Below are 17,282 nucleotides of genomic sequence, written 5' to 3'. Positions count from 1 at the left end.
CTTTCTGTTCCACGACACGGCATACGTCGTGAGCATCTGGCATAGTGCCCTCCGTGGCGCAACTGAGAATGGATGGGCACCGGGTCCTGGTCGCAGACCTGGTGGGGGACACCATCAAAGCGATCAACGGCTCGATGGTGGCGTACGAGGGTGCGATTACCTTCAAGAACGCCGGAATGGGCGGTGGCGGTGGGTTACGTGCCGCGCTGAAACAGAAGGCGGCAGGTGAATCACTGTCCCTGATGGAAGTCAGCGGTCAAGGCACCGTCTACTTCGCGGTCGACGCCCAGGACATCACGATTATCGAGCTCAACAACGACGCTTTGCACGTCGAAGCCTCGCAATTGCTCGCATTGGTCGGCCAACTGCGAACCGACGTGAAATTTGCCGGTCTCCGCGGCGCAGGTTCCGGACAGGGCTTGTTCACGACGGTCGTCAGCGGCACCGGTCTGGTGGCGGTGCTGTCGAAGGGCGGACCGATCATCGCGCTCGAAGTCAGCCCGCAGTATCCGCTGGTTGCCGATCCCGACGCATTCGTCGCTCACCGTGGCCAGCTGAACCAGAGCTTCGTCACCGACGTCACCTGGCGCTCTGCGATCGGCGGTGGCAGCGGTGAAGCGTTCTCGCTGCGATTCGACGGATCCGGAGTCGTCTACATCCAGCCTGAGGAGCGCTGACCCATGCCGTTGGAATTGGTGAACAGCAAGGTCGTCAAGTCGACCCTCGCACCGGGACAGAACGTGCTCGCCCGCACCGGGTCGATGCTCTACTACACCGGTGACGTCCGCTTCATCCCGCACAGCATGGGCGGTGGGCCCGGCGCCATGCCGAACATGGGCGGTATCGCCGGGATGGCCGGCCGCATGATGTCCGGCGAACACGCACGCATGATGGCCGCCGAGGGAAACGGTGAGGTTTTCTACGGGCACGCCGGTCTTTACGTCGAGGTCATCCACCTCGACGGTTCCTCGATGCTCACGGTCGAAGCCGACCGGCTCCTCGCACACGACGGTTACCTGCAGAGTTCGATAGTCGCTCTCACGTCGCAGGGCGGTGTGCGCGGAGCGGTACGTGGCGCCATGACCGGTCAAGGCCTGTTCACGACGCAGTTGCACGGACAGGGAAGCGTCGCGGTTCTCTCGCACGGGGGCGCGATTCCGTTGCAGGTCGGTCCGAACAATCCTCAGGTCGTCGTCGACCCGCAGGCATACGTGTGCCACATCGGTCAGATCAACGTCGACATCTCCGCGAACGTCGGTTGGCGCGAGGCCGTCGGCAAGGGCTCGGGGGAGTCCATCCAGCTGAAGATGACCGGCGCCGGCACCGTCTGGGTCCAGGCGTCCGAGCAGAAGTTCTGAGAGGGCACAGAGCATGGGTATCGAAATTCACAATCCGGCAACTCTGCCCGCCAACGACAACGTCCCGGGCAATGATTACGCCTTCTGCGTCGAGATGGCCGGGCAGCCGTGGTTCACGTCCAAGGGCGCGATGATCGCGTACTACGGAAACATCAACTTCGAGCCGCTCGGGCGCACGAGCATGACGGCGATCGTCGCGGCCAGGTTCTCTTCACCGCTCTACGCGGACGACTGGGTGCTCGCTCAGGGACAGGGCAAGTTGATCCTCGGGGACCGCGGATTCAACATCAATTCCTATGACCTCGACGACGGCAACCTCACGATTCGCGCGGCCAATCTCCTCGCCTTCGAGACGAGCCTGGACCTCAAACAGTCCATCGTCCCAGGCTTTTTGACGCTACTGGGGACAGGCAAGTTCCTGGCGTCGTCCAATGGCCCGGTCATGTTCGCGGAGCCGCCGCTGCGCATCGACCCGCAGGCGTTGGTGGGTTGGGCCGACTGCCCGTCGCCGTCCCACCACTTCGACGCCGACTGGATGCAGAGTTTCCTGGGCGCGGTTCGCGGAAGCATGTTCGGCGCGAACACCGGTGAAGAACGCCAGTTCGATTTCACCGGAGCCGGGACGGTACTGATCCAGTCGAGCGAGAAGGTCGTCCACGACGGACACCTCCTCAAACACATCGAATCCGAGACGGTCGCACTCGGGCAGAACAGTCTGCGCGCACTGCACGCCTCGATCGGTGCGCGGCTGCAGAACTGACGTCTCGGGGTACGCGAGGTCTCACCGAGGGGGCCGGTCCGGTAGCGTATGGGCGTAATCGTCGGTATTTGTGTGCGCGCTCTGGGTCTCGAGTCGAACGATCCATCTCGCGTCACGAGGATTGCAAACACTTCACATTGCAAGACCACTTACCTGTGCACGAGCAATACGTGCTCGCGAGAAATACAAGGCTGGAGTAGTAACCCGATGACCGAGGACAGTCACCGCACCGCAGGCGCCTCCTACGCGGCAGCAGGAGTCGATATCGCCGCAGGCGACCGGGCGGTGGAACTCTTCGCCCCTCTGGCCAAGAAGGCCAGCCGCCCCGAGGTCATGGGTGGCCTCGGTGGTTTCGCCGGCTTGTTCTCCCTCAAGGGTGACTACAAGGAGCCGTTGCTCGCCGCATCGACCGACGGCGTCGGAACCAAGCTCGCTGTCGCGCAGGCGATGGACAAGCACGACACGGTCGGACTCGACCTCGTCGCCATGGTTGTCGACGACCTCGTCGTCTGTGGCGCCGAGCCGCTGTTCCTCCAGGACTACATCGCCGTCGGCCGGGTCATCCCCGAGCGCGTCGCGGAATTGGTCAGCGGAATCGCCGAGGGCTGCATCCAGGCCGGCTGCGCTCTCCTCGGCGGCGAGACCGCCGAGCACCCCGGCATCATGGCCGACGGTGACTACGACCTTTCCGCCACCGGTGTCGGCGTCGTGGAGGCAGAGAAGCTGCTCGGACCGGATCGCGTTCGCCCCGGCGACGTCGTCATCGCGATGGGTTCTTCGGGACTGCACTCCAACGGTTACTCACTGGCCCGCAAGGTCCTGCTCGAGATCGACCGCATGAACCTGAGCGCACACGTCGACGAGTTCGGCCGCACGCTCGGTGAGGAACTGCTCGAGCCCACCAAGATCTACGCCAAGGACTGCCTGGCACTCGCTGCCGAGACCGACGTGCGCACGTTCTGCCACGTCACCGGTGGCGGCCTCGCCAACAACCTCGCGCGCGTCATGCCCAAGGGCTTGGTCGCCGAACTCGATCGCGGAACCTGGAGCCCCGCTCCGGTCTTCGCCATGATCGCGCAGCGCGGACGCGTCGAGCGCGCCGAGATGGAGCAGACGTTCAACATGGGCGTCGGCATGGTCGCCGTCGTCGCACCCGAGGACGTCGACCGTGCACTTGCCGTCCTCACCGCACGCCACATCGACTGCTGGACGCTCGGTAGCGTCAAGAAGGCGTCGGACGCCGCTGCAGAGCGTGCGTTCCTGGCCGGAGACCACCCGCGCTTCTAGACCGCAACGTCAGCCGCCCCATCGGAGAGATCCGGTGGGGCAGTTTTGTGTGTCCGTGCAAGCAGACGCGAGGCGGAAAATCGAACGCAAAAATGAGGAAGAGCGATCAGCTCTTCCTCATTTCACAGTCTGCGCGGTGGCAGTGCGCGGTCAACGCCGCCAGTCGTCGTAGTCGTCCTCTCGCGCATGCCCTTCCCTATCGGAAGTCTGGTCCGATCGGACACTGCTCCGATGCGAGTTGGTCGATCCACCTGCGAGCTCTCTTTGCAGGCTGTCGAAATCCGTGGTCGGTACGCTGTATTTCAATTCGCGTGCAACCTTGGTCTGCTTTGCCTTAGCCCGGCCGCGGCCCATGGCTGACCCCCTCGCGCTTTCGCGGGGCGGCCTGGGGAATTTGGCGGCCCCGTTTGAGTGTGTAAGTTTCCTGACACACACTCTAGCGTGGAAAAGTCGCTTCCGCTTCCACGAAGGCCTCACCGCCGTGTCTGATTGCTCTCACTATGGCCGCGAGCTGCCAGGATGCTGAAAGAACTCGTCAGAACTTTGTGAGAACTGCTCAGAAGTTTCCGGGAATTGCGCGAATCGTCCCCACTCGGGCGTCGCCGCCGAAGACCGGAGCGGATGCGAGAGCCGCCAACTCCTCGGTCCACTCGGTGTTCATCCGCTTGAGCAGAGCTGCCGCCAAGGGCAGGAGCGCCCGCTCGTGACCGTCGTCGATCTTGAGGGCGAAAGCGGAACCGTCGGGAAGCGCTCCGGCGTAGATGCCGTCGTATCCGGTCTTGGAGAACAGACCCGGCACGGCGGACATCAGGCGCTGATCGTTGCGGCCGGTGCCCGAGACGAGGAAGGGGTTCTCGCGGACCGCGTCGGCCACGGCTCGTTCGGGTGAGTCGGGCTCAGCCGAGGGCAGGCGTCCGAATGCCCGAGCCAGGTTCGTGAGCGAGAGCGGCACGATCGGGAGACCACAACCGTCGATGCCGAGTTCCTGCTCTTCCTCGCCGCTGAGATCGAAGATCGTCTCCTGGATCGCGAGTTGGAGGGGATGAGTCGGCTCCATGTACGTCTCGAGCGGCCAGTCGTTCACGACGCACGTGGCGAGCATCGCGGAGTGCTTGCCCGAGCAGGTCATGTAGATCGGGCTGGGAAGCTCGCCCGCTGCGATCAGTTCGGCTCGGGCCAGTTCGTTGCCCGGCAGATCGGAGGGGCACTGCAACTGGTCGACACCGAGTTGGTAGCGAGCGAGAAGCGCTGCGACCAGTTCGATGTGATCGGCCTCGCCCGCATGTGAGGACGACGCGACGGCCAGCTCTTCCGGGCTGGTGGGTGCAAAGCCGTTACGAAGCGCAGCGACGGCTTGCAGCGGCTTGTTCGCCGAGCGCGGGTAGATGGGTGTGTGAATTTCCCCGAGCCCGACAACGACCTCGCCGTCGGCGCCGAGAATGACGGCCGATCCGCGATGCACGCATTCGCGGAATCCGGAGCGGACCACTTCCACCAATTCGATACTCACGAGTGCACCTGCGCTTCTGCTTGTTCGATGAACCTCTGGACGCGCGCGGTGACGTTCGGTGCAAGGTCGGTGTGTTCTGCGAGGAGCCGTCGAAGCCGCTCAGGATCCGTTCCGGCGAAGACCTCTCGAACAGTCACTCCGTGATCCGGTACGTGGACTCGGGTGACCGAATCGCCCGCGGCGATCGTGCCGGTCCGGTTGACGCGAAGGTAGGCGCCGACGTCGGTCCGCTCGGTGAATCTTTTGACCCAGCCCTTTTCCGCGGCCCAGATGCCGAAGGTGCCGCACGGGACGCGGGGCGCGGTCACCTCGAGTTCGAGAACGTCCGACGCCTCGGCTCCGGTGATGTGCCAACGCTCGCCGATCACGGCGTCCGTGACGAGCATCCCGCTGATGTGAAGATTCTCGCCGAACCATCCGGGGCCGAGAGGTCGGCCCAATTCGTCCGACCAACGCTGCGCTTCGTCGCGCTGATACGCGTAGACAGCTTGGAAGGCGCCGCCGTGGAACTCGGTGTCGCAGACGTAGTCGCCACCCAGACCGAGTCGTCCTACCGCGACGCGGCCGTCGACGGGACGCTTGTCGATCGCGGTACGGGGGACTCGCCTGACGCCACTGTCACGTTCGGTGTGGACGACGCAGACCGCGTCGACCATGCCCGTCACTTTCCGCGCAATCGGTTGACAGCCTCACGTCCGGCCTGGGGTGCGTCGTCCGCGACGATCGAATCCGGATCGATGGACGCAGCGCTGGGGCCGGCCATCAGTTCGGTGTCGACCGGGATGTTCCGCTTGATCAGAGCGAGTGCGATGGGGCCGAGCTCGTGATGATTGACGACGGTCCCGACGCGTCCGACGGCCCGTCCGCCCGCCGTGATCGGGTCACCCGGTTCCGGGACGGCTTCGGCGCTGCCGTCGAGGTGCAACATGACGAGATGGCGCGGGGGCTTGCCGAGATTGTGAACCCGGGCGACGGTTTCCTGACCGCGGTAGCACCCCTTGTCGAGGTGGACGGCGCCGTGCTCGGCCGGCCCACCGATCCAGTGGACCTCGTGCGGGATCGTGCGTTCGTCGGTGTCCAGTCCGAGGCGAGGCCTCGTCGCTTCGACGCGCAGTGCCTCGAAGGCCCAACTGCCGGCGGGCTTGGCACCGGCATCGGTCAGCCTGGTCCACCACGCTGCCAGTTGCTCACGTGGGACGAGAAGATCGAAAGAGTTCTCGGTAGGCCACGGCATGCGGCGGACAAATCCGCCGTCGGCCAAGGCGAGAGCGTCGTAGGCCTCGGTGGGTGTCTGAACCTCGAGTGCGGCGAGGACAGTTGACGCTTCGGGTCCGATCAGGCTCAGGACCGCGAGTTCGTTGCCGTCTCGGGGTTCGGCCTTGGACCAGAACACCATCTTCTTCAAGAAGGAGAGAAGGTCGGGTCCGCGGTTCGCCTCGGTGTCGATCCAGGTGACACCTGCCAGGTCCGTCTGCACGAAGTGGTGCTCGACGCGTCCGTTGACGTCCAGGCTCAAGTTCTCGGCACTCTTGCCGTCGGGGAGCGCGGCGATGTGCTGGCTCGAAATCGTGTGCAGCCACGTGAGGCGTTCGTCGCCGGGAATGGCGATCACGAATCTGTGACTGCGGTCGACCACCACTGCTGCGCGCTGCGCGGTTCGCTGTTCGCCGAGGGGATCGCCGTAGTGCCACGCGACACCGATGTCGGCCGAACCGTCCGGTGCGGTGACCGCGCCGGGGGAAGTCAGAAGTGGGCTGTTGGGCACAAGAGCGTTGTCGACCACAAGACCAGTCTAGGAGTGTGGGCGGGATCGCGGTTACAGGGCGGCCCCGGCGGCTCGGCGGATCGTTAGGGTTGATGGCATGCCTGATCGCGTATTGGTGACTCTCGACCACGAGGTGCTCGATGCTGACGCACCGTTTCTGCACGCCGACGACCTGGCGGTGGTGCGCGGCGACGGAGTCTTCGAGACGCTGTTGGTGCGCGACGGTAGGGCGCGGGTGGTCGAGGGACATCTGAGTCGACTGGTTCTGAGCGCGCGGGCGCTGGGTCTGCCCGCCCCCGTTCTCGATGACTGGCGTCTGGCGATCGAGATGGCAGCCGAGGAGTGGGGGACAGAGAAGGAAGGCGCTCTTCGTCTCGTTCTGACCCGCGGCCGTGAGAGCGGCGACAAGCCGACAGCCTTCGTGATGGTCGGTCCGGTGGCCGATCGGGTCAGACAGGTCCGCGAATCGGGGTTGTCGGTGATGACTCTCGAGCGAGGTTTCTCTGTCGATCTCTCTGCCCGGGCACCCTGGCAGCTACTGGGCGCGAAGACGTTGTCGTACGCAACCAACATGGCAGCGCTTCGATATGCGGCGAATTTGGGTGCTGACGATGTGATCTTCGTCAGTTCCGAGGGCAATGTGTTGGAGGGGCCACGCTCGACGGTGGTGATCGTTCGGGACAGGACTTTGATCACACCGCCTCCCGCACAGGGCATTTTGATGGGCACTACGCAGCGCGCCCTGTTCGACGTTGCCGGCAGTGCTCGCTTCGATTGCCGATACGAAACCCTCCGACCTGCGGATTTGATTGCGGCCGACGGAGTGTGGATGGTTTCGAGCGTCACGCTGGCCGCACGCGTCCATACACTCGACGGGCTCACATTGCCAGAGCCGAAGGTCTCCGGGGAATTCGCGGAATTGGTTGAACGTGCAATTGATTCGGATTCAGCAGGGCGATAGGCGAATAGGAATCGCGACAGGTCTCTACTACATTTGGTAGTAGCAAAGTCCTGCGGTCCAAACCGGACAGCAGTACCGTGTCCGCAGGGGCCGAGCGACTGCCCGCGTCTCGAACCCCGAAGCCTGTCCCAGGGCCCTACTCTCGGAGTAGCCAATGGATACTTTGGACGTCTCCAGGTGGCAGTTCGGTATCACTACCGTCTACCACTTCATCCTTGTTCCGCTGACCATCGGACTTGCGCCGATGATCGCGATCATGCAGACGATGTGGGTGGTCACCAAAAAGGACCACTGGTATCGGCTCACCAAGTTCTTCGGCAAGCTTTTCCTCATCAACTTCGCACTCGGTGTAGCCACCGGCATCGTGCAGGAGTTCCAGTTCGGCATGAACTGGAGCGAGTACTCGCGATTCGTCGGTGACGTCTTCGGAGCTCCGCTCGCATTGGAAGGCCTCGTCGCCTTCTTCATGGAGTCCGTCTTCATCGGACTCTGGATCTTCGGTTGGGGCAGGCTGCCCAAACTTGTACACCTGGCGTGCATTTGGCTTGTGGCGATCGGCGTCAACGCGTCGGCATTCTTCATCATCGCGGCCAACTCGTTCATGCAGCATCCGGTCGGTGCGACGTACAACCCTGAAACGGGTCGTGCCGAGCTCACCAGTATCTGGGAGCTGCTGACCAACAACACCGCTCTCGCTGCCTTCCCGCACGCGGTTGCCGGCGCCTTCCTGACAGCGGCGACGTTCGTCGCCGGCATCAGTGGTTGGTGGATGGTGCGGAACATGCGCCGCGCCAAGCAGGCTGAGGCCGCCGAAGCCGAGCGCCTCGAAGCCGACGCACGGACGATGTACCGCCCGGCAACACGATTCGCGTTGCTCGTCATGATCGTGGCCGGAATCGGCATCATCTATACCGGTGACGTCCAAGGCAAGCTCATGTTCCAGCAGCAACCCATGAAGATGGCGTCGGCGGAATCGCTGTGCGACACCGAGATGGATCCGGACTTCTCGATCCTCACTATCGGCACTCACAACAACTGTGACAGCGTGACGCACGTTCTGAAGGTGCCGTTCGTTCTTCCATGGTTGGCCGAGGGCAAGTTCACCGGCGTCGAACTGCAAGGCGTGAACCAACTGCAGGAGCAGGCGGAGCAGGACTTCGGACCGGGTAACTACCGACCGAATCTCTTTGTCACGTACTGGTCTTTCCGCGCCATGATCGGCCTCGCCGCCGGTTCGGCAGCACTGGCTCTCGCGGGACTGTGGGTCACTCGTAAGGGGCGGGTCCCGGACCAGAAGTGGTTCGGAATCCTCAGCCTGGTCGCGATCCCCACTCCGTTCATGGCGAACAGCGCCGGCTGGATCTTCACCGAGATGGGCCGTCAGCCCTGGGTGGTGCATCCCAATCCGACCGGCGTCGACATGATCAGACTCACTGTCGACCAAGGTGTTTCGGACCACGCGTCGGCTACCGTCTGGGCTTCGCTGATCACCTTCACCCTCCTGTACGGAGCGCTGGGTGTGGTCTGGTTCAAGCTGATCGTGCGGTACGCGAAGGAAGGCCCGTTGGAGCACGACATGCATCCACCAGGCGATGCAGATCATGACGAGCCGGAAGATCCGGACAAGCCCAAACAACTGTCGTTCGCGTACTAGGAGGCGATCATGGGACTTCAAGAAGTATGGTTCGTGCTCGTCGCAGTACTGTTCATCGGTTACTTCGTCCTCGAAGGGTTCGACTTCGGTGTCGGGATGCTCATGCCGATCGTCGGCAGAGGCAGTGACCTCCCGGCCGATACGCGTCGACGGGTGGCGCTCAACACGATCGGCCCGGTGTGGGACGGCAACGAAGTGTGGCTGATCACCGCCGGTGGCGCGATGTTCGCGGCATTCCCGGAGTGGTACGCGACGTTGTTCTCCGGGTTCTATCTACCGCTGCTGATCATCCTGGTGGCCTTGATCGTTCGTATCTGTGCCATCGAATGGCGAAGCAAGATCGACGACGACAAATGGCGTCAGCGTTGCGACTGGGGCATCATCTTCGGCTCCTGGGTCCCGGCGGTTCTCTGGGGCGTGGCTTTCGCGAACATCGTTCGGGGCGTGGCGATCAACGCCGACAAGCAGGTCGAGTCGGGATTCTTCGATCTGCTCAATCCTTACGCACTGCTCGGCGGTCTGACCACCGCTCTGGTGTTCGCTCTCCACGGCGCTGTGTTCCTGGCGCTCAAGAGTGCCGATGAGGTTCGTGAAGATGCCGTGAAAATTGCTGCACGACTGGCAATTCCAGCTATTCCTGTTGCCGGCGGATTCGTTCTGTGGACGCAACTCGCCTACGGCAAGGGATGGACGTGGATTCTGGTAGCTGCCGCTGCTGCGGCACTGATCGGCGTCGTCTTCCTGACGCGGGCCGAGCGCGAAGGCTGGGCCTTCGTTCTCACCTGTGTGGCCGTCATCGCCACCGTCGTGCTGCTGTTCGCCTCGCTGTTCCCGAACGTCATGCCGTCGACGCTGGATCCGGCGTACAGCCTGACCATCGAGAACGCGTCGTCGAGTCCGTACACGCTCAAGGTGATGACGTGGGCCGCGGCATTCATGACGCCGGTGGTGATCATCTACCAGGGCTGGACGTACTGGGTGTTCCGACAGCGCATCTCCTCCAAGCAGATTCCGGCGTCGATCGGTCTGCGATTCAAGGAGAAGACGTGGTAGTCACCAACCTTGAATCACGACACATTCGAAACACGAAAGAACTGACGGTCGAATTCACGTGACAATCGAAGTAGGTGACGCTCCCACCACTCGGGAGCGTCGCCGGGGGCCGATCGACCCGCGGCTGTGGCGACATTCCGCTTCTGCGCGCGGCTATCTGATCCTCACGGTCGCTCTGTCGATGGTGAACGTCGTGATGGTCATCGTCGCGGCGCTCATGATCGGCCGGGTGCTGGCCGGAGTGATCACCACTCGAACTGTGGATGTTTCCTCGTGGACAACCGAATTGGTTGTTCTCGCCGCAGCTGTGGCGGTCCGAGTTCTGGGGACCTGGTTGCAGACCAGGTATGCGCACCGGGCGTCGACTCGCGTCGTTGCCGAGATCAAGAACGGCGTGCTGACGTCGGCGACGGCGATGAGTCCTCGCGATCTGGATCCGCGGCGTGACGAGATCGCGACCGTGGTCACCCGAGGTGTCGACGGCCTTGGTCCGTACCTGACGGGATACCTTCCGGCCCTGGTCTTGTCGGTGACGCTGACACCCATCACCCTGATAGTCATTGCGGTGCAGGACATGACGTCTGCGGTCATCATCTTCGTGACGCTGCCGCTGATCCCCATCTTCATGATTCTGATCGGCTTGCTGACAAAGGGTAAGTCGGAGAAGACGCTGGCAGCGATGACCACGTTGTCTTCGCAACTGCTCGATCTTCTTGCCGGTTTGCCGACGCTGCGGGCGCTCGGTCGTCAGCAAGGTCCTGCCGAGCGCGTCCGTGAACTCGGTGACGCTCATCGGCGAACGACGATGTCAGCTCTCCGCGTCGCGTTCCTGTCCTCGATGGTGTTGGAACTGCTCGCAACGCTCTGCGTCGCGTTGGTGGCCGTGAGTATCGGCTTGCGACTGGTGTACGGCGACATGTCACTCGAGCCGGGGATAGTCGCGTTGATCCTCGCCCCCGAGGTGTACCTGCCACTTCGGATGGTGGGAACCCAGTTCCACGCCGCCGAGGACGGAATGGCGGCAGCCAACAAGGCATTCGAGGTTATCGAGGCGGATTCTGCCGCGCCGGAGGGTGGTAGCACGACGGTGGTCGCTCGAGGCGCCGACATCGTCTTCGACGGACTCGGTGTGGCCTCTCGTGGGGGAGTCGCACCGTCTCGACTTTCCGCCATGGCATCGCCAGGGGCGATCACCGTGCTCACCGGTCCCAACGGCTGCGGCAAGTCGACGGCAGTGCACGCGCTGCTCGGGTTGATCGAACCGAGCAGTGGGCGTGTGACGGTCGCCGGCGTCGATGTCCGAGACCTGGACGAGCACGCGTGGTGGAGTCAGTTGGCCTGGCTTCCCCAGCATCCGGTCCTCCTACCCGGCACCGTTCGTGAAAATCTCGATCTCACCGGGGTCGTCGATGCGCAAGCACTGACCCACGCCGCTGCTGCGACGGGATTCGACGCGGTACTGGCCGAGCTGCCTGCGGGCGTCGAGACCGTGATCGGCGTCGGCGGTACAGGTCTGTCTTTGGGGCAGCGGCAACGGCTGGCACTGACACGCGTGCTTGCCTCGGACCGCGCAGTTCTTGTCCTGGACGAACCCACCGCTCACCTCGACTCGGATTCGGAAGGGACAGTGTTGGCTTCTCTGAGAGCACGGGCGGAGCGTGGCGACACCGTTGTCGTGATCGGCCACCGTCCGAGTGTGCTTGCCGCAGCTGACCGGATCGTCGAGGTACACGCTCATGAGAAATGAAACTCACGATCCGCTCCTGCGTGCTCTGCGGCTACTGGAACTTCGGCCACGACGCGTACTGACGGCGGTAGCGGCGGGTGTGGCGACACTCGGTAGCGCACTCGCCTTGGCGGCGCTGTCCGCATGGTTGATCACGCGGGCTTGGGAGATGCCTCCCGTTCTCGACCTCAGTGTCGCTGTGGTTGCCGTACGCGCGTTGGGAATCTCGCGTGGTGTCTTCCGCTACCTCGAGCGATTGACGACGCACGACGTCGCGTTGCGCGGAACCACCGCGGCGCGATCGAGGATCTACCAGCAGTTGGCCGCAGGAGATCCCGCGGCAGCAGCCGGACTACGACGCGGTGACCTGCTCTCACGTACGGGCGCCGACGTGGATGCACTGGGCGACGTCGTCGTCAAAGCACTGATCCCGATTGCGGTCTCGATTGTCCTCGCGTTTGCTGCGGTGGGAATCCTGTTGTTCATCTCGGTTCCGGCCGCGCTCATCCTGGCTGTTGCGCTGGCGGTGTCCGGGATCGCGGCACCCTGGCTGTCGGCTCGTGCTGCTCGTCTCGCCGAGGCCGACAGTTCTGCTGCCGCAGCGCGATTCAGTGAGTCCGCGGTGACCGCCCTCGACCATTCCGCCGAGCTCCGGGTATCGGGTCGCTTGGACCAGGCGGTGAGCGAGGCGGTCTCTGCCGAGAACGATGTGGTCGACGCAACCGATCGCGCGGCGGTCCCGAGTGCCTTTGCCGCCGCTGCCACGCCCCTGGCAATCGGAGTGAGCGTCCTCGGTGCCCTGCTGATCGGAATCTCGCTGTACGGAACCACCGACATGTCACCGATGTCCATGGGAATCCTTGTACTGCTTCCGCTGTCGGCTTTCGAAGGAACCGCGATACTGCCCAGCGCGGCGGTGGCACTGACCAAGGCGAGGCTGGCGTCGGCACGCATCATGGCGGTACTCGATCGAGCCGACGCCGAACACGTTGAAGGAAATCGTGCGTGGCCGGAGGACGGGGTCCTGAGTGTGCACGCGTTGCGGGCGGGTTGGCCCGGGGGAAAGGTGACCGAACCGCTGTCGGTGGATCTTCCTCGCGGTGCTCGTGTTGCCGTCGTCGGCGAGAGCGGATCCGGAAAGACCACCGCGCTGATGACGATGGCGGGACTGCTGCCGCCTATCGCGGGAACAGTGCGCGTTGGCGTAGTGGATGTTTCGGAAGTCGATCCGGCCGAACTGCGCAGGCACGTCGGGTACTTCGCCGAAGACGCACACCTCTTCGAGACGTCGGTACTCGAGAACCTGCGCGTCGCGCGGGGTGACCTCACCGCCGAGGACGCGGAGAAGGCACTTGCCGCAGTTGGTCTCGGCGACTGGCTGTCGGAACTGCCGGAAGGGCTCGACACCTACCTGGTCGGCGGCATGCGAGCGGTTTCGGGCGGTGAGCGTCGTCGGTTGCTGTTGGCGCGCGCGATCGTCTCGCCCGCGGAGGTACTGCTGCTCGACGAGCCGACCGAGCACATGGACGCGGAGGCGGGCGATCAGTTGCTCCGCGAGTTGCTCAGTCGCGACGCAACGCTGGTCGATTCTTCGCGAACCGTTGTTGTCGTCACCCACCAACTTCCGGACGGCACACCAGCTGACCAGGTGATATGCGTCGGAAAAGTTTCTGTGGAAAATACGTTGCCGTCATCGTGAAGTGGGCGTACTTTCTCCTGTACACAAGGAAGGAGGTGGTCTGAAATTGAAGTACAGACGGACGCGTGAGGTGGCTGCCAGCTAGCCGCAATCGCTGATGGAATTCACTTACCGCGTGAGCGGCCGGCGAATCCCAGGCAGCCACCCGACCCCCGAGCCCCCGATCAGTCCGACCGGGATCCGCGCGAAAGCGTGGGTGTGGCTCGGGGGTCGCTTCGTGCCGTGCGCCTTTATCAACCCCCGGCGGTTAATAAAGGCGCACAGCGTGGACAAGGATTAGGCCCCCACCATCCACCGCGCTCGAGGATCGCTCTGACCTCGGCTGCAGTTCGGCACGAGGCCCCCTCCACCTCCTCCCAACCGAAGACCAGTGTGGCGTTGCCTGACAGTTCGGATGCGTTTCCTCGCCGACGATCCCGCAGCGCAGTCGCCCGAGAAGAGTGGAAGGCAAATCCGTCGAGTCGAACGATCAGTGCGACACCGCAATTGCGGTAGTCGACGTCCTCGTAGAGAGTTCTCCCATCGACGAGGACCGGCGATTGCCGTCGTGCTTCCGGCAAACCGTGTGCGCGCTCGACCTCGATTGCGTAGCGATGTTCGAGTACCGACTGGACACCGCGATCCAACAGGTCCAATGTCGAGGACAGCGCTTTGACATATCGCCTCGGCCGGCGGCATTCCATTCGGGTGCGCAATTCCATTCGTGACACTTTGCACGCCGTGGCGGAGCGAACCAGAGAACGAGCGGCGTCGCGAGCCGACGGCTCTGCAACCGCCAGGTCAATTGCGGTGTCGGCCAGCGAAGTACGAGCAGGCTGAGTGGCAACGCCGATGTGGGCCTGAGCGCGTGAACGATGAACGATCACTCCGGGATGGGCAGTGGACCACCCCAACGGAACGGGGCGCGCCGGGGAGCGTTCGGGTCTGACCGTCGGACTCTGACAGCGCGAGGATCTGCCGTATCGGACCGTGATGTGGACCGGCAGTTCGGACTCGATGTGCGTGAGTCCCCACTCTTCAGCTGCCGTCCGGTGACTCAGGTAAGTCTCTCCGCCGCCGAACAGAAGGGTGGCCTCGAGAATCATTGCACGGTTGAGCGGGCCGTTGGTGCTGGATTGAACGCCGTGGAGGACGGTTGTCCATTGACCCGATTCGACCAGGTGTTGGATGCGCCGCGGTGAATAGCCGAAAGGGCGTAGTTGTTTATTGGTCGCGAGTCCGTGTTGGAAGTCGAAGAGTCTTCGGAGATCAGGATCGATGTAGTCGCAGCTCATGCGAATACCGTCAGATCGCGGACCGACAAGAATCGGTCGAAGATGCCGCTCCGAAGTCCGCCTGTGGAATTTGTCGGTGCCTGTGGATAAATCTGCTGTGCGCCTTTATTAACCGCCGGGGGTTAATAAAGGCGCACAGCAGAGCTAGCCGACGTAGCGCGTCAGGCGGGCCGATAGACGCGGTTCCAGGCCACCGTCAGACATGATCCGCTCTTCGACGTACGCGAGGTCGCCGCCTTCGACGATGCCGTACAGACGCTTCGCGCCGCCGTACAGTGCACCGGACTGGCTGCGGATCACCACGTCGGTGGCAAGTTCCCACGACGCCTGGGTGAGTGCGCGCCCGTAGTACATTTCGACGACACCGGAGCTGTGGCTGAGCAGGAGTTCGACCACTTCCTGGTTGACGCTGCCCGGGATGCCGTCGCCGCCCATGCGCCAGTAACCGCTCTCGCGCAGATCAGGGCTCACGTACTTGCCCTCGGCGTCGAGGCGCCAAGATCTGGACTCCCAATTGAGGTACGGGCCGCCGTCGTGCGAGATGACGATCTGCTGACCGAAGGCGTAGTCGCCGTTCTCGTCGTGTCCTTCACCTTCGCCTCGCCAGACACCGACGAGGGGGAGAAGCGCGAGGAGTTCGGGATTGATATCCGGGCCGAGGCGCAGGTTTGCGGTGTCCTCCGGCAACGGAAGGTCCGGCAGGGTCGGAATGTTGAGCGACGCCGTCGACTTGGAGCGCTCGACGGCGATGGCGACAGCTTCGTCCCCGCTGCCGCGCCTCACGGCACCTGCAGCGGCGGAATCGTCAGCGGTCGCGTCGGACCCTGAATCCGGAGCCTGACTCACGACTCGTCGGTGACCAAGCGGTACACGACGTACACGGAGAACCAAGCGATCATGACGGATGCGAGTGCGAGGAGTACCTCGAAGAAAATGACCACGGGTACATCTTAGACCGCGGCGACCGACCGGAAAAATCGGGAGCCGGAATGCAGAAGGCCCCGCACCGGAGGGGTGCGGGGCCGCCTGACAAAGCAGGAATTACTTGCTGACGGTCACGTCCACGTTGTGCACGCCCGAGCCCTCGGGAGCGACGGTGGAGGTGCCGTTGCCCGAGCTGGACAGTGCACGCACGGTCCACTCGCCCGGAGCGGCGAAGAAGCGGAAATCGCCGGTTCCCGATGCCACGACCTCGGCCGTGAACTCTCCGGAGCCGTCGAGCAGACGCACGAATGCGCCGCCGATGGGCTGGCCGTCAGCTGCGAGAACGCGGCCGGTGATGACCGTTTCCTTCTCGACGTCGACGCCGGCAGGCAGGGTCTGGCCCTGAGTAGGTGCTCCACACATGATCAGGCTCCCAATTCGATCGGTGCGCCGACGAGTGAGCCGTATTCGACCCAGCTGCCGTCGTAGTTCTTGACGTTGTTCTTGCCGAGGATCTCCTGCAGGACGAACCAGGTGTGGCTCGAACGCTCGCCGATGCGGCAGTAGGCGATCGTTTCCTTGGTGTCGTCGAAGCCCTTTTCCGCGTACAGCTTGGCGAGGTCGTCGTCCGACTTGAAGGTGCCGTCCTCGTTGGCGGTGGTGCTCCACGGGATGTTGATGGCTCCGGGGACGTGGCCACGCTGCTGCGCCTGCTCCTGCGGAAGGTGGGCGGGAGCGAGGATCTTGCCGGAGAACTCGTCAGGGCTACGAACGTCGACGAGGTTCTTGCTGCCGATGGCGTCGATGACCTCGTCGCGGAATGCGCGGATCGAGAAATCGGGGGTCTCGGCCTTGTACTGCGTGGCTTCGCGGTTGACTGCGTCCTTGGAGAGCGGGCGTCCGTCGAGTTCCCACTTCTTGCGGCCGCCGTCGATCAGCTTGATGTCCTGGTGGCCGTACAGCTTGAAGTACCAGTAAGCGTAAGCGGCGAACCAGTTGTTGTTGCCACCGTAGAGAACGACGGTGTCGTCGTTCGCAATGCCTTTGGCGGAGAGCAGATCCGAGAACTGCTCCTGGTTCAGGAAGTCGCGTCGGACGCCGTCCTGGAGGTCCTTGCGCCAGTCGAGCTTGACTGCACCCTCGATGTGGCCGCCGTCGTATGCGCTGGTGTCCTCGTCCACCTCGACAAAAACGGTCTTGGGGGTGTTGAGGTTCTGCTCAGCCCAGTCAGCGGAGACTAGGACGTCGGAGCGAGCCATGGTGTTCCTTTCGATGTGGTCTTGCATCGGTCGTTATCTAGCAGGGGTTCAG

The 17,282-nt window shown here is 63.4% G+C and carries 17 protein-coding genes; 9 read left to right on the top strand and 8 right to left on the bottom strand.

What is annotated here, in order from left to right:
• Positions 1–68: 68 nt before the first annotated feature.
• The 4 genes from AOT96_RS04355 to purM all read left to right on the top strand — a co-directional run bounded on the left by AOT96_RS04355 (position 69) and on the right by purM (position 3,405).
• Complete coding sequence (locus tag AOT96_RS04355) at positions 69–677, top strand: AIM24 family protein (protein ID WP_003940441.1); 609 nt, start codon at positions 69–71, stop codon at positions 675–677.
• A gap of 3 nt (positions 678–680) precedes the next feature.
• Positions 681–1,358 (top strand): AIM24 family protein, encoded by a 678-nt coding sequence (locus AOT96_RS04350; protein WP_003939918.1) that lies wholly within the window; start codon positions 681–683, stop codon positions 1,356–1,358.
• Between the two features lie 13 nt (positions 1,359–1,371).
• Positions 1,372–2,118, top strand: a complete 747-nt coding sequence (locus AOT96_RS04345) for an AIM24 family protein (RefSeq protein WP_003939813.1) — start codon at positions 1,372–1,374, stop codon at positions 2,116–2,118.
• Positions 2,119–2,325: 207 nt separating this feature from the next.
• Positions 2,326–3,405 (top strand): phosphoribosylformylglycinamidine cyclo-ligase, encoded by a 1,080-nt coding sequence (gene purM, locus AOT96_RS04340; protein ID WP_003940225.1) that lies wholly within the window; start codon positions 2,326–2,328, stop codon positions 3,403–3,405.
• Between the two features lie 150 nt (positions 3,406–3,555).
• On the opposite strand, the gene AOT96_RS34580 is transcribed toward purM, so the two are convergent.
• The 4 genes from AOT96_RS34580 to ygfZ all read right to left on the bottom strand — a co-directional run bounded on the left by AOT96_RS34580 (position 3,556) and on the right by ygfZ (position 6,698).
• Positions 3,556–3,759 carry a DUF3073 domain-containing protein gene (locus tag AOT96_RS34580; RefSeq protein ID WP_003940337.1) on the bottom strand — a complete coding sequence of 68 codons (204 nt, stop codon included), beginning with the start codon at positions 3,757–3,759 and terminating at the stop codon, positions 3,556–3,558.
• A 202-nt stretch (positions 3,760–3,961) separates the two neighbouring features.
• Positions 3,962–4,915, bottom strand: a complete 954-nt coding sequence (locus AOT96_RS04335; protein ID WP_003940365.1) for an asparaginase — start codon at positions 4,913–4,915, stop codon at positions 3,962–3,964.
• Complete coding sequence (locus AOT96_RS04330) at positions 4,912–5,580, bottom strand: MOSC domain-containing protein (protein ID WP_042451408.1); 669 nt, start codon at positions 5,578–5,580, stop codon at positions 4,912–4,914. The genes AOT96_RS04335 and AOT96_RS04330 overlap by 4 nt, the downstream gene beginning before the upstream one ends.
• Entirely contained in the window at positions 5,577–6,698 is a 1,122-nt protein-coding gene (gene ygfZ / locus AOT96_RS04325) for a CAF17-like 4Fe-4S cluster assembly/insertion protein YgfZ (RefSeq protein ID WP_042922285.1), read from the bottom strand. Before ygfZ ends, AOT96_RS04330 begins: the two co-directional genes overlap by 4 nt.
• A gap of 79 nt (positions 6,699–6,777) precedes the next feature.
• Between ygfZ and AOT96_RS04320 the strand changes: the two genes are divergently transcribed.
• The 5 genes from AOT96_RS04320 to cydC all read left to right on the top strand — a co-directional run bounded on the left by AOT96_RS04320 (position 6,778) and on the right by cydC (position 13,773).
• Positions 6,778–7,641, top strand: coding sequence for an aminodeoxychorismate lyase (locus AOT96_RS04320; RefSeq protein ID WP_007733829.1), 864 nt, complete (start codon positions 6,778–6,780; stop codon positions 7,639–7,641).
• Between the two features lie 154 nt (positions 7,642–7,795).
• Positions 7,796–9,295, top strand: a complete 1,500-nt coding sequence (locus AOT96_RS04315; RefSeq protein WP_065351344.1) for a cytochrome ubiquinol oxidase subunit I — start codon at positions 7,796–7,798, stop codon at positions 9,293–9,295.
• A 9-nt stretch (positions 9,296–9,304) separates the two neighbouring features.
• Complete coding sequence (gene cydB / locus AOT96_RS04310; RefSeq protein WP_003939727.1) at positions 9,305–10,348, top strand: cytochrome d ubiquinol oxidase subunit II; 1,044 nt, start codon at positions 9,305–9,307, stop codon at positions 10,346–10,348.
• Positions 10,349–10,406: 58 nt separating this feature from the next.
• Positions 10,407–12,095, top strand: coding sequence for a thiol reductant ABC exporter subunit CydD (cydD, locus tag AOT96_RS04305; protein WP_065351343.1), 1,689 nt, complete (start codon positions 10,407–10,409; stop codon positions 12,093–12,095).
• Complete coding sequence (gene cydC, locus AOT96_RS04300) at positions 12,085–13,773, top strand: thiol reductant ABC exporter subunit CydC (protein ID WP_065351342.1); 1,689 nt, start codon at positions 12,085–12,087, stop codon at positions 13,771–13,773. The genes cydD and cydC overlap by 11 nt, the downstream gene beginning before the upstream one ends.
• A gap of 233 nt (positions 13,774–14,006) precedes the next feature.
• On the opposite strand, the gene AOT96_RS04295 is transcribed toward cydC, so the two are convergent.
• From AOT96_RS04295 to AOT96_RS04280, 4 genes are all read right to left on the bottom strand, one after another.
• The gene (locus tag AOT96_RS04295) at positions 14,007–15,047 is read right to left on the bottom strand and encodes a type IV toxin-antitoxin system AbiEi family antitoxin domain-containing protein (protein WP_065351341.1); all 1,041 of its coding nucleotides are present in this window, start codon (positions 15,045–15,047) and stop codon (positions 14,007–14,009) included.
• Positions 15,048–15,191: 144 nt separating this feature from the next.
• Entirely contained in the window at positions 15,192–15,830 is a 639-nt protein-coding gene (locus AOT96_RS04290; protein WP_197523642.1) for an FABP family protein, read from the bottom strand.
• 258 nt (positions 15,831–16,088) lie between these two features.
• Positions 16,089–16,394 (bottom strand): DUF1416 domain-containing protein, encoded by a 306-nt coding sequence (locus AOT96_RS04285; RefSeq protein WP_003939797.1) that lies wholly within the window; start codon positions 16,392–16,394, stop codon positions 16,089–16,091.
• 2 nt (positions 16,395–16,396) lie between these two features.
• A complete protein-coding gene (locus AOT96_RS04280; RefSeq protein ID WP_003939859.1) occupies positions 16,397–17,230 on the bottom strand; it encodes a sulfurtransferase in 834 nt (277 codons plus the stop codon).
• Positions 17,231–17,282: the final 52 nt, after the last annotated feature.

The sequence above is a fragment of the Rhodococcus sp. 008 genome, assembly GCF_001682295.1.
Lineage (GTDB): Bacteria > Actinomycetota > Actinomycetes > Mycobacteriales > Mycobacteriaceae > Rhodococcus_F > Rhodococcus_F qingshengii.
The sequence above is the reverse complement of the archived record's forward strand: the minus strand, read 5'-3'. Positions and strand labels throughout refer to the sequence as shown.